Source organism: Halarcobacter sp., assembly GCF_963676935.1.
Classification (GTDB): Bacteria; Campylobacterota; Campylobacteria; order Campylobacterales; family Arcobacteraceae; genus Halarcobacter.
Genome location: NZ_OY781470.1, coordinates 1,919,816 through 1,932,454 on the forward strand (window position 1 = coordinate 1,919,816; position 12,639 = coordinate 1,932,454).

The following is a 12,639-nucleotide window of genomic DNA, read 5'->3' on the forward strand; positions in this document are numbered from 1 at the left end:
CTTACAACTTGTAATATTTTATTTATTAATCTTTTTTTGATGTTAAAATTTGTTTATTATATAAATAAAGGAAAATAGATGGATGGTAAAATGATAGTAACTTACAAAATATTATGTAAAAACGATTTTAACTTAGAATTGACTCTTCAAAAACTTCTAGAAAATGAGAAAGTTTCTAAGGTTATAAAAAGTGAGTTTGCAAAAGGAATCAGAAATATTGATATTTTTACAAAGGAGCTTGCTTCAAAAATAAAAATAGAAACACAAAAAGAATTATATCAATTAGAAGTAGATAAAAATGATTTTGCAGATCTAATTACCCTTGCAGAAGAAGATGCAAAAACAAGAAAACTTACGAAAAAAGATTGTGCACAGATTGAACTTGTAAATATTGAAACTATAGATTAATTCTATATCTTTTAAACTATATAAAGATATTATTTCAAAATTAATAATTATTAGGATTTATTATGAGATTAATTTTGCTATTTAGTTTTTTAATTAACATAGCTTTTAGTGATTTTATAGGTATTTCACCTAAAACACTTCAAGATAAAATAGATGAAAATATAGTTGTAATTGATATAAGAACTCCACCAGAATGGCAAGAGGTAGGAGTAGTTCCAACAAGTAAAAAAATTATGTTTTTTGATCAAGCTGGAAAATATGATGTAGAAAAATGGCTTTTAGAATTTTCAAAATATGTAAAGAATAAAAATCAACCTTTTGTATTAGTTTGCAGATCTGGGAATAGAACAGGTGTTGTTGGTAACTTTTTATCAAATAAATTAGGATATAAAAAAGTTTTTCATCTAGAACATGGTATTAAATCATGGTTAAAAAATAATAAAAACACTCAAAAATAGTACAGAAAGATTATTTTGAAAGATATTAGAATTCAAGGGATGCTCCTTGCTGCATTGGGAGTTTTTATAATAAGCTTCGATGCGCTACTTGTAAGACTTGCAAATGTTGATGCCTCTGTTATCTCTTTTTATAGAGGTCTTTTTATGGGAATAAGCATGCTAATTCTTTTTAAAAGAAGTAGTAATAAATCATGGCTTCCTGTAAATAAAAGAGAGTTTATGAATTTTGCTTTTGTTATCCAGCTTTCAGCTTTAGGTACTTGTTTGTTTGTATTTTCTGTAAAATATACAGCTGCTGCTAATACAGTTGTACTTTTAGCAACTTCATCTTTTTTTGCTGCAATATTTAGCTACTTTTTACTAAAAGAGAAGATTCAAAAGCGTACATTACTAGCTATTGTAGTATCTTTTATAGGAGTTTTTATAGTATTTGGAAACTCTTTTACCATAACTGGCAATATCCTAGGAGATATGTTTGGAGTAGCTTTAGCTGTAACTATGGGGTTAGAATTAACAATGTTAAGAAAATATGCTCATTTTCCTACAATGCTTATAATTTCTCTTAGTGGATTTCTTGTAGCTGCTGTTATGTTTGCTTTTAATGATAAGATATTTGATATCTCTTTAGAAACTCTGTTTTGGCTTAGTATTATGGGGTTTATTCAAATTCCATTTGCTATGTACTTTATTTTTATCTCAACAAAATATATAACCTCAGCAGAAGTTAGCCTCTTTACTACAATTGAAACTACTATGGCACCTATTTGGTTATGGATTTTTCTAAATGAAATTCCACCCAAAATGACAATAATTGGTGGAACTTTAGTAGTTTGTGCCATATTTATAAATGCTCTACCAAATATAATCAAAATGAAGAAAAAATAATCTAAGATTTAAGCTATAATTAATAATAAGAAACGAATTTATTAACATAACATTAATTCAGCTAAATTAATGTTATACTATAAAAAATTCTTATAAAGGGGATGCCATGAGAGTTTTTTCATTATTAAGAGTATTCGTCCTGAATTTATTTTTTATCTGCTTGAGCAGTTCTTTTTTAGAAGCCAAACCAAATGTATTATTATTGCACTCCTACCATCCTTCATCTGTTTGGACACATGAGATAAACAGTGGTATAAAATCAGTTTTTAATGACCCAAACCAATACAATATTTACATAGAATATATGGATACAAAAAGATATAATTCAGAGATTCACTTTAATAACTTAAAAAATGTATATCAAGAAAAATACAAAAATCTTAAATTTGATGTTATTCTTTCTTCAGACAATAATGCCTTCAATTTTTTAAAAAAATACAACCAATCTTTATTTAGAAACACACCAGTAGTTTTTTCAGGAGTAAATAATTTTAAAAAAGAACAAATAAAAGATTATGAAAACTTTACAGGAGTTCCTGAAAAAAATGATATAAAAAGAAACTATGATCTTATAATTAAACTTCACCCAAAAACAAAAACTATTTATAATCTAGTAGATTCTACACCTACTGGGAAAAGTGTAAAAAAACAGATGCAACAAGTAATTAATAAATATAATAAAAATATTACTTTTGAATTTTTAGACCAACTAACAATGAAAGAATTAATTTCTAAGCTAAAAGTTTTACCAAAAAACAGTGTAGTGTTTCACAATGCTTTTTACAAAACAAAAGATGATAAATTTTTAGACCATTCTAATTTAAAAAATTTTATAAAAGACTACATAAATGTTCCAGTTTATACTACAGCAAGAGGTTTATTAGGAAAAGGTATTATAGGTGGATATATTGTAAATGGTTATTCCCAAGGTAAAGAAGCGGCAAAAATGGCTAAAAAGATTCTAAATGGTGTAGATATTAAAAACTTACACCCTTTAGTTGAAAGTCCAAATACTTATATTTTTGATTTTTCCCAATTAAAAAAATTTAATATTAATATAAATAATCTTCCAAATGATAGCATTTTTATAAATAAAAAATTATCCCCTCTAGAGTTATATATCAAAGAGATAATTACAACAATCGTTATTTTTGTATTATTAATAGTTTATATAATTACCTTATTAATAAATATAAATAAAAGAAAAAAAGCTGAAGTTTTTATACGAAAACAATTAAGCTTTCAACAAGATTTAATAGATAATGTCAATACTCCTATTTACTATAAGAATCTAAAAAAAGAGTATATTGGTTGTAATAAAGCCTTTGAAAAACTAATTAATACCCCTAAAGATGAAATTTTAAATAAAACAGCCTATGATTTAACTGATTTAGAAACTGCTAAATATTTCCATGAACAAGATGATATATTATTACATACAAAAAAAGTACAAGTATATGAATCAAGTTCAAATATAGATGGGAAAGGGATAAAAGATTTAAAATTTTATAAAAACTTATTCTACCATGATGAAGAAATGGCAGGAATTGTAGGTGTGATATTTGATATAACAGAATCAAAAGCCTTAACTTATGAACTTAATAGAACACTACAAACAGTTGATAAAAATGTAATTATCTCTAAAACAGATATCAAAGGCAGAGTTATATATGTGAGTAAAGCATTTTGTGAAATTTCAGGATATAATGAAAGTGAGCTTATTGGTAAAACACACACATTCTTAACAACAAATTTAATATCAAATAAAACCCTTGAAGACATAATACAAACAATTTCAAATAAACAAATCTGGAGTGGTGAACTTCTAAATAAAAATAAAAATGGAGAGTTATTTACTCTATATACTATTATCACTCCTGAATACGATAAAAATGGAGATTTCATAAATTATACAGCAATTAGCCAAGATATAACAGCAAAAAAACAAATGGAACAAGCAAAAAATGAGATTGAAAAATTAAATATAGAGATAAAAGATACTCAAAAAGAGGTTGTATTTAGAATGGGTGCAATAGCAGAAGCTAGGTCAAAAGAAACAGGACAACATGTAAAAAGAGTTGCTGAATACTCTAAGCTTTTGGCACTTCACTACGGACTTGAAGAGGAAGAAGCTGAAATACTAAAACAAGCTAGCCCTATGCATGATATAGGAAAAGTTGCGATTCCAGATAATATTCTAAAAAAACCTGGTAAATTGACAGACGAAGAGTTTGAGATTATGAAAACTCATACAACAATTGGTTATGAGATGTTAAGAGGTTCAGATAGACCAATACTAAAAACAGCAGCAATTGTAGCTTTTGAACATCAAGAAAAATATGATGGAAGTGGTTATCCTAGAGGTTTAAAAGGTGATAATATTCATATTTATGGAAGAATCTCTGCTTTAGCTGATGTATTTGATGCTTTAGGTAGTGATAGATGTTATAAAAAAGCTTGGGAAGATGAAAAAATATTTGCACTATTTAAAGAACAAAAAGGTAAACATTTTGATCCTAAACTAATAAATATATTTTTTGAACATTTAGATGAGTTCTTAGTAATTAGAGAGAAATTTAAAGATGAATAAAAGGAGATAATTCCCTTTTATTCATAAAAAGAATCTATTTTCTTACGATGATTTTCTGCCCATTTTTCTAAGCCCATTGCAGCTTCTTCTTCAACTCTTTGTTTTGCATCAGAATAAATATCTTCAGCTTTTTCTTTAGGTATTACAGCAACACCCTCTTCATCTGCAACTATTATATCTCCAGGATATACATTTATACCACCTGCAACTATTGGAGTATTTAAAGGAAGTACTGCTTTTTTAATTCCTGGCATTGGAATAACACCTCTACCAAAAATTGGAAATTTTATTTGTTTAACTTCACCTATATCTCTTACAACACCATCTATAATAAACCCAGCAATTCCAAGCTTTTGTGCTATTGCACATACATTTCCACCTGATACAGCATAATCCATAGAGTTTGTTTGAGCTACAATAACTGAACCTTTAGGTGCTTCATAAATTGCTCTGTGTAATGCTAAATTATCACCTGCAACCATCTCTACAGTAAAAGCTGGCCCAGCAATTCTTGGAATATCAGTCCATAACTCTTTTATACCTGCATCCATAAAACTTTCTCTTTGTAAAGGTCCTGCATAATCACAAGGACTAAGCTCTGCAAACTTTTTATAATCCATTTATATTCCTTATACTTTCTTTATATCTTTAATAACTTGATAGGCTTGATTTATCTCTTGGGTTTTAGCAGTTGCTTCTTCCATATACGATTCATCTTTTTCTTGTGAACTTATAATATCAGGATGATATTGACGTATCAATTTACGATAAGCTTTTTTGATAGTATTCATATCATCAGTTTCTTTTACACCTAAGATTTTATAAGCTTCTGAAGCATCCATAGTTTGATTTCTATTTTTCATCTTATTTTCGAAGCTATTTACAATCGTATCATAAACATCAGCTGGGATATTCAACTCTTGTACTATTTCTCTTAAAAGTTTTTCTTCATCACTACTTATACCACTATCAATATATGCTAACTGAATTAAAAAACTTACATATTGTCTACGTTTTATTATACTTTTTCCAAGTAATTCATTTAAAGATTTAGCTATATCTTTTGTGTCATCAATAGTTTGTTTCTCTTCATTGAAAATTGCTTTCATAATATCTCTAGCTTTTGTTTTTTCATTAAAAACTTTAGAAATATCATCAAACATCATTCCTATAAGCTGAGCTTCAAGCTCATGTACTCTACCATCAGCCTTTGCAACTTTTGCAGTTAAAGCTATAAAGTGACCTAACTCACTTTCTCTGAATTTTTCTTTTGAAGTTACTAATTTATTTAGTTTCATTTTGGCATAAAACTTATATAGTTTATATGCAACTATAAGAGCAAATATTATTGAAAGAGTAAGAAATATATTTACTATAAAGATATAATAAAATATCACCAAGAATACTGCTATAAATATCCATTTTTTTAGTTTCATTTTTTATCCATAAATCATTAATATTGTAAATTATATCTTCTTAAACTTAATAAAGATTCTATACTCATAAAAATATATATGCAATATATATTCTTATGAACAAACTTTTTATATTTTATAAATTGTGATAAAATATAAAGAATAAGAGCCAAAAGGTTATAAATATGATAACATCTAATATAAATGAAATATTATTAAAAAATAAATATAATACAAAAGATGAGACTCCTACAAACAGTAACTCTTTTATTGATTCTTTACTCACTTCAAAACAAGAAGAAAATTCACAAAAAAGTACTGATTTTACATATGAAAATATAAAAAGTCTGAGCTTAGAAGAAATAGAAACTTTATATACTAATGAAGAAGATAAACAAAAAGCAAAAAATCTAAAACTTGCTACAATGTTTACAGATGATAGATATCTAGGAGAGGTATTATTTAATACTGTATTAGGAAAACCCTTTGAATTAGGCTATAGTTTTCTATACGATACTTACAATGACAAACACTCATATTTTAGTTCTTTAAATAGCAAAAATTCATTAAGTGACATTTTGCATAACTATATTTCATACAAGGTAAACTCTGTAATAACAACTAAAGGAGCAGAAAAAATACCTCAAGACTACTTGGATGAAATTTTACTTGAAATTAATTCTATAAATTTTTTATCTGCCTTGTCTAGTAGCTCAAAAGACCAATATGACAGATACAAAGACAAAGATGATAAGTATTCATTTTTGTACAATGATAATTATCTAAAATACCAAGAACTTCTTTATAAATATGATAATTTAAAAACTTATGAAAAAAATATAATTAAACAATACTAAAATTAATTATCAATCATAATAAATAAGCAAAATCAAATTGACATCCTATTTTTCTTTAGATAAGATAAAATATGAAAAAAATAATTTTTATCTTATGCATACTTGCTACTCAATTTATATATGCAAAATCAATACTATTTTTAGGTGATTCTCTAACAGAAGGACTTGGAGTGTCTAAAACTGAAGCCTATCCACACTTAGTGGAAGAATTAGTAAAAAAAAGATTAAATAAAAATATAAATGCAATAAATGGCGGAGTAAGTGGTTCAACTATAAGTGATGGTTTATCAAGATTAAAGTGGTATTTAAAAACACAGCCTGATATTATTTTTATTGCCCTTGGAGCAAATGATGGTTTAAGGGGTTTAAACCTAAGAGAGAGTCAAAAAAACCTTGAAAAAATCATAGATGAAGCTTTAAAATCTGGGGCAAAAGTATTATTAGCAGGGATGTTACTACCACCAAATTATGGAGTAGAATATAGAAAAGATTTTAAAAATATGTTTATTGAGGTAAAAGATAAATACAATTTAAAATTTATGCCTTTTTTACTAAAAGATGTAGCTGGGATACAAAAGTTAAATCAAGCAGATGGAATACATCCAACCAGCCAAGGTTATAAAATAATTGCAAATGAAGTATTTGAATTCTTGAAGGATGAATTATAATGTTAAAAATAAAATCGCTAAAAAAATCTTATATTCAAGGTTCACATACTGTTGAGATATTTGAAGATTTAAATTTCCAGGTAAAAGAAGCCAAAAGAGTTGCAATAATGGGAAAATCAGGAAGTGGAAAGTCAACATTACTTTCACTTATCTCTGGAATTATTAAACCAAACTCTGGGGATATAGTTCTTAATAATATTTCATATAAAGATATGAATGAAAGTCAAATAAACGATTTTAGAGCAACAAATATTGGTTTTGTATTTCAAAATTTTCATTTAGTTTCATATCTAAATGCTTTAGAAAATGTAATGCTCCCTGCAAAAGTTTGTGGTATAGAAAATCCAAAAGAAAAAGCAATTGAACTTTTAAAAAGTGTAGGTTTAGAACATAGAATTGACCACCTACCCTCACAATTAAGTGGAGGGGAGAAACAAAGAGTTGCTATAGCTAGAGCACTTATTCATAACCCAAAGATAATTTTAGCTGATGAGCCTAGTGGAAATTTGGATGAGGAAACTGGCATTGCCGTTATGGATAAACTTTTTGAACTAATTAAAAAGAACAATACTACTTTAGTATTAGTAACTCACTCAAAAGATGTGGCTGCAAGGTGTGAAGAGACATATAAGCTAGTATCAGGAAATTTAACAAGATGTTAATAGTAGAACTAGTTCAAAAAGCACTAGAACGCTCAAAATCTTTTAGTTTGATATTTATACTGAACTTTTGTTTGGCTATTGCTTCATTATCTTATTTACAATTTTTTAAAGGAAGTATTGATAACTCACTAGATGCAAAAGCAAAAACCTTGCTTGGAGCAGATATTGTAATATCTTCAAGATTTCCAATAAGTGATAAACAAAAAGAGAATATAAAAAATAAACTTCCAAATATAAAAAACTATGATGAAGGAATTTCTACTGTTAGTATGGTTGCTTCTAAAAATAGAGCAAGATTAATGGAAGTTGTCCAGATAAATGAGCAATTCCCTTTTTATGGTGGTTTAGTATTTAAAGATAAATCAACTTATCCACAAAAGCAAGCTTTACCTAAAGAGAATGAAGTTTGGGTTTATCAAGAAGTACTTGATTTACTTGGATTAAAAAAAGGTGATAGTTTAAAAATCGGAAGTCAAAATTATATTATTAAAAAAATTATAGATGAAGACTCTTTAAAAACTATTAGTTTTAGTGGTTTTATGCCAAAGGTATATTTAAGTAGTGAAGCTCTAAAACGAAGTGAACTATTAAAATTTGGTTCAACTGCCAGATATAAACTAAACTTTTTATTTGAAAAAAACTTTACAAATGATGAACTTGAACTTCTTGAAGAGAGTTTAGAAAAACAATTTGATAGAACACTTAGGGTTTTATCTCCAAACGATGGAAGAGATAGACTCCTTAGAGTTTTAAACTTTTTAACAAACTTTTTGTCACTTGTTTCATTAATCTCTTTCTTTTTAGGTTTAGTTGGACTTATATATTTATATTCTGGATTTTTAAGAAAACATCAAAACGATATTATTATTTTAAGTGATATAGGAGTTAGTAAAAAAAATCTTATTTATACTTATCTTCTTCATCTGTTTGTTTTAATAGCAATTTCAAGTGTTATAGTATTTTCATTTATAACTTTAAGTTCACAATTTATTGCTCCATTTATACAAAAATATATTGACTTTAATTTTGATTTTTCACTTGATTATATGTTTTTCCTAAAATCTGCACTGATACTTTTTATACTTAGTCTTAGTATTGGATTACCTTTGATACTCCCTTTAGTTCAAAGAGAGAAAAGAAAATTTTCAAAAACTATTATAAGTTTTATTCCATTTATTGTGTTTTTACTTATATTATCACATTTTGTAACTCCAGCAAAATATATAGGATTTTTCTTTGCATTAACAGTACTTTTATTGATAACTTTATTTTTTGTTATTGGTTCATATATACTTAAAAAATTTGACTTTTCAGGGCATATAGAAAACCTTGCTTTATCACTTGCTATTAAAAATATAACAAGACAAAAAAGAACTTCATTAACACTTTTTTCTGCCATTTTACTTTGTACTACATTTTTTAGTCTTATTCCACAAGTTGGCTCTTCACTATCAAATGCTTTAACAAAAAGTGTAAATGACAGACCAAGATTTTTTGTAATTGATGCAAAAGAGGAACAACTGAAAGATATAGAAAAACAAGTGCAAAGTTTAGGTGGAAAACTTCAAAATACAGCACCTATGATAAGAGCACGAATAATCAAAATAAATGGTAAAGAACCAAAAAAAGACTTAGAAGAAAATAATTCAAGAGATGCTGCTGTAAATCTATCATATAGAAGTTCCCTAAAAAAAAGTGAAAAACTACTTGAGGGAAGAGATTTTAGTGGAGACTATGATTCTAATGATTTTTCTAAACCAATAGAGTTGAGTGTAGAAGAGAGGTATGCTTCAAGAAGAGGGATAAAATTAGGAGATAGTGTCATCTTTGATGTATTAGGTTTAGAGCTTAAAGCAAAAGTTGTAAACATAAGATCTGTAAATTGGATAGAGTTTACACCTAACTTCTTTTTAATAGTTCAAAAAGGTGCTATAGATGATGCTCCAAATACTATCTTGGCTACAATCTCACAAGGAGATTATGATGCTTCAAAAATGCTTTTGAAACTAACAGATACTTTTCCTAGTCTAACAGTAATAGATGTAAAGAGTCTTTTTGAATCTTTTTCAAATATTGTTAAAGATGTAACATCTATAACTGATAAGATGAGTCTGTACTCTATTACTATTGGTTTATTAATGAGTTTTATAATTATTCAATACCAAATGAATTTACAAAAAAACAATATACTAAGACTAAAAATGATAGGGATAAAAAACAAAACTATAAAAAACTCATTTCTACTAGAGTTTGGTCTTATCTCTTTTAGCGCAAGTAGTTTAGGAATAATTTTAGGAAGTGTGGGTTCATATTTTGTAAGTGATATGTTATTTGAATCATATTGGGATTTTAGAGCAGATATTTTAGTACTTTACTTTCTATTTATTCCAATATTGACTTTATTGGTTGTAAATATATTTACTTCTAAAATTATTCACCAAAAAGAGAATATCCTTTTTGGTGAATAGGAGTAAAACACATAAATCTGCTTCTATTAATACTTTAACCACTCTTCAAAACTGGCATCACTTGGCATTCGCCAATCTGCCCTTGGGCTTAGACTAATAGTTCCAACTTTCACACCATCTGGCATAGCATTTCTTTTGAACTGTTGAGTAAAAAATCTTTTTATAAAAATATCAAGCCATTTTTTAATCTCATCTTTTGAATACTCTTCAAAAGCAATATCGGCTAAAAATAGTATTTTTGATGGTTTTGCACCATATCTTATAAAATGATATAAGAAAAAGTCATGTAGTTCATATGGTCCAATTATACTCTGTGTTTCTTGTGAAATTTTATCACTATCAGGGGGAAGAAGTTCAGGTGAGATAGGTGTATTTAAAATATCTATTAAAACCTCTTTAATATCACTCTTATAAGTAAAATACTCAACAAGATATGAGATAAGAGTTTTTGGAATCCCACTGTTTAAAGAGTACATACTCATATGGTCTCCATTGTAAGTGCACCAACCAAGTGCTATCTCACTTAAATCCCCTGTTCCTATAACTATTGCACCCTCTTTATTGGCTAAATTCATAAGAATAGATGTTCTTGCCCTTGCTTGAACATTTTCATAGGTTACATCATGAATATCTTTATCATGCCCTAAAGCCTCAAACTCTTTTAAAGATATTTCAGAAATTGGTATCTCTTTTATAGTTACCCCTAAAGCTTCACATAGTTTTATTGCATTTGATTTTGTTCTACTTGTGGTTCCAAAACCTGGCATAGTAATAGCAATAATCCCTTTTACATCTAAGTTTAAAATCTCAAAGGCTTTATAAGTAGCTAATAAAGCTAAGGTAGAATCTAAACCTCCTGAGATACCAAGAACTACTTTTTTTAAGTTTATATGAGTTAATCTTTTGATTAATCCATGGGCTTGAATATTTGTAATCTCTTCACAAACCTCTTGTTTCATCTTCTCATTTGATGGTATAAAAGGGTGTTTGTCTATATATCTATCCAATTTTGATATCTTTGGTGTTGAGTTAATTTTTATGATTCTAACTTCACTTGGAATACTATCTCCAAAATATGATTCGTGATTTCTTAGCCAAATAAGTTTTTCAAGGTCTATATCTGCCCTTATTGTTTGATTTTCTAAAGCAAATCTGTCACTTTTTGCAATTGTAGAACCATACTCACAAATCAAAGCATCTCCACCAAATATAGTATCAGAACTTGACTCCCCTACTCCACAAGAACTATAAACATAAGCACAAACCAATCTTGCACTTTGTGTTTTTACTAACTCTTGCCTATATGAAGATTTTCCAACAAGTTCATTACTTGCTGAAAGATTAAAAATCATATTTGCACCATTTATCGCCATTTGATTACTTGGAGGTAAAATTGACCATAAATCCTCACAAATCTCTATTCCAAAAGTTATATTATTTTCATCTGAAAATAATAAATCAACTCCAAAAGGGATCTCTTGATTTAGAAGTTTTAATGTTTTTGATTTAATTCTAAGCCCTGATTGAAAATATCTTTTTTCATAAAATTCATTTTTATTTGGAAGATAGCTTTTGGGAACTATCCCTAAAATAGTTCCATCTTGTATTACTGCTGCACAATTATAAAGTCTATGTTCAAAAGAAACTACTATTCCAACAATTGCTATAGTTGATATCCCTTTACTTTTTTCTAACAATTTATCTAGTGCTTTATATTGAGAATCTAATAAGTTTTGATTTAAAAAAAGATCGCCCACTGTATATCCAGTGATACAAAGTTCAGGGAAAAGTACAATTGAACTTTCATTTTTGTTTTCTTGTTCAAATATTTTGATTATCTCTTGGATATTTTTATCTGTATTTGCAATCTGTACTTTTGGAACACTTGAAGCTACCCTATAAAAACCATACATCTTTTAGATTTTCCTCATTTTTAGTTTTATAAGATAGATTATATCCTTTGTTATTTTAATTAACTTAAAAAATATGGATTTTGTTGTATAAATTGAAATAATAAGGCATAAAAAAAGGCTCCTTTAGAGCCTTTTAAAATTTCGGAGACTAAATGTTAAACTTCGCATATTTAACTTTACAAAAAGGATTCGCGTTTCCTTTACTTGTTATATTAAAATTATAATCTACCTAAGTTAATAAAAGTGCAATAATATATTAATGAATAATTAACAAGAGAGTCAATCTTTTTTAGGAAATAACTTTTTTACATAAAA

11 protein-coding genes are annotated in these 12,639 nt (G+C 27.3%); 8 read left to right on the top strand and 3 right to left on the bottom strand.

All coding sequences use genetic code 11. The annotated features are described in order from the left end of the window. The first annotated feature begins 78 nt into the window (after nucleotides 1-78). The 4 genes from ACKU4C_RS09450 (at nucleotide 79) to ACKU4C_RS09465 (ending at nucleotide 4,341) form a co-directional block, all read left to right on the top strand. Nucleotides 79-408, top strand: coding sequence for a hypothetical protein (locus tag ACKU4C_RS09450; protein ID WP_321311624.1), 330 nt, complete (start codon nucleotides 79-81; stop codon nucleotides 406-408). A 62-nt stretch (nucleotides 409-470) separates the two neighbouring features. Then, a complete protein-coding gene (locus ACKU4C_RS09455; protein ID WP_321311625.1) occupies nucleotides 471-866 on the top strand; it encodes a rhodanese-like domain-containing protein in 396 nt (131 codons plus the stop codon). Nucleotides 867-881: 15 nt separating this feature from the next. Beyond that, nucleotides 882-1,751 (top strand): DMT family transporter, encoded by an 870-nt coding sequence (locus ACKU4C_RS09460; protein WP_321311626.1) that lies wholly within the window; start codon nucleotides 882-884, stop codon nucleotides 1,749-1,751. A 160-nt stretch (nucleotides 1,752-1,911) separates the two neighbouring features. Beyond that, on the top strand, nucleotides 1,912-4,341 hold the full coding sequence (locus ACKU4C_RS09465) for an ABC transporter substrate binding protein (RefSeq protein ID WP_321311627.1): 2,430 nt from the start codon (nucleotides 1,912-1,914) through the stop codon (nucleotides 4,339-4,341). Between the two features lie 17 nt (nucleotides 4,342-4,358). Here ACKU4C_RS09465 and ACKU4C_RS09470 read toward each other — a convergent pair whose 3' ends face one another. Together ACKU4C_RS09470 and ACKU4C_RS09475 are read right to left on the bottom strand one after the other, a co-directional pair. Further along, nucleotides 4,359-4,961, bottom strand: coding sequence for an RraA family protein (locus ACKU4C_RS09470; protein ID WP_321311628.1), 603 nt, complete (start codon nucleotides 4,959-4,961; stop codon nucleotides 4,359-4,361). A 9-nt stretch (nucleotides 4,962-4,970) separates the two neighbouring features. After that, the gene (locus ACKU4C_RS09475; RefSeq protein WP_321311629.1) at nucleotides 4,971-5,777 is read right to left on the bottom strand and encodes a DnaJ domain-containing protein; all 807 of its coding nucleotides are present in this window, start codon (nucleotides 5,775-5,777) and stop codon (nucleotides 4,971-4,973) included. A gap of 164 nt (nucleotides 5,778-5,941) precedes the next feature. Here ACKU4C_RS09475 and ACKU4C_RS09480 point away from each other — a divergent pair, with 164 nt between their 5' ends. The 4 genes from ACKU4C_RS09480 (at nucleotide 5,942) to ACKU4C_RS09495 (ending at nucleotide 10,411) form a co-directional block, all read left to right on the top strand. Further along, complete coding sequence (locus ACKU4C_RS09480) at nucleotides 5,942-6,613, top strand: hypothetical protein (RefSeq protein ID WP_321311630.1); 672 nt, start codon at nucleotides 5,942-5,944, stop codon at nucleotides 6,611-6,613. 71 nt (nucleotides 6,614-6,684) lie between these two features. Beyond that, nucleotides 6,685-7,281: an arylesterase gene (locus ACKU4C_RS09485; RefSeq protein ID WP_321311631.1), complete on the top strand. Its 597-nt coding sequence runs from the start codon at nucleotides 6,685-6,687 to the stop codon at nucleotides 7,279-7,281. Next, on the top strand, nucleotides 7,281-7,943 hold the full coding sequence (locus tag ACKU4C_RS09490) for an ABC transporter ATP-binding protein (RefSeq protein WP_321311632.1): 663 nt from the start codon (nucleotides 7,281-7,283) through the stop codon (nucleotides 7,941-7,943). The genes ACKU4C_RS09485 and ACKU4C_RS09490 overlap by 1 nt, the downstream gene beginning before the upstream one ends. Continuing rightward, nucleotides 7,937-10,411, top strand: coding sequence for an FtsX-like permease family protein (locus ACKU4C_RS09495; protein ID WP_321311633.1), 2,475 nt, complete (start codon nucleotides 7,937-7,939; stop codon nucleotides 10,409-10,411). The genes ACKU4C_RS09490 and ACKU4C_RS09495 overlap by 7 nt, the downstream gene beginning before the upstream one ends. 26 nt (nucleotides 10,412-10,437) lie before the next feature. On the opposite strand, the gene ACKU4C_RS09500 is transcribed toward ACKU4C_RS09495, so the two are convergent. Next, on the bottom strand, nucleotides 10,438-12,324 hold the full coding sequence (locus ACKU4C_RS09500) for an NAD(+) synthase (protein ID WP_321311634.1): 1,887 nt from the start codon (nucleotides 12,322-12,324) through the stop codon (nucleotides 10,438-10,440). Nucleotides 12,325-12,639 lie beyond the last annotated feature (315 nt).

Coding starts and splice junctions, on each gene's coding strand:
- ACKU4C_RS09485 (WP_321311631.1), top strand. CDS start 6,685: ATGAAAAAAATAATTTTTATCTTATGCATACTTGCTACTCAATTTATA.
- ACKU4C_RS09480 (WP_321311630.1), top strand. CDS start 5,942: ATGATAACATCTAATATAAATGAAATATTATTAAAAAATAAATATAAT.
- ACKU4C_RS09490 (WP_321311632.1), top strand. CDS start 7,281: ATGTTAAAAATAAAATCGCTAAAAAAATCTTATATTCAAGGTTCACAT.
- ACKU4C_RS09450 (WP_321311624.1), top strand. CDS start 79: ATGGATGGTAAAATGATAGTAACTTACAAAATATTATGTAAAAACGAT.
- ACKU4C_RS09495 (WP_321311633.1), top strand. CDS start 7,937: ATGTTAATAGTAGAACTAGTTCAAAAAGCACTAGAACGCTCAAAATCT.
- ACKU4C_RS09500 (WP_321311634.1), bottom strand. CDS start 12,324: ATGTATGGTTTTTATAGGGTAGCTTCAAGTGTTCCAAAAGTACAGATT.
- ACKU4C_RS09470 (WP_321311628.1), bottom strand. CDS start 4,961: ATGGATTATAAAAAGTTTGCAGAGCTTAGTCCTTGTGATTATGCAGGA.
- ACKU4C_RS09455 (WP_321311625.1), top strand. CDS start 471: ATGAGATTAATTTTGCTATTTAGTTTTTTAATTAACATAGCTTTTAGT.
- ACKU4C_RS09475 (WP_321311629.1), bottom strand. CDS start 5,777: ATGAAACTAAAAAAATGGATATTTATAGCAGTATTCTTGGTGATATTT.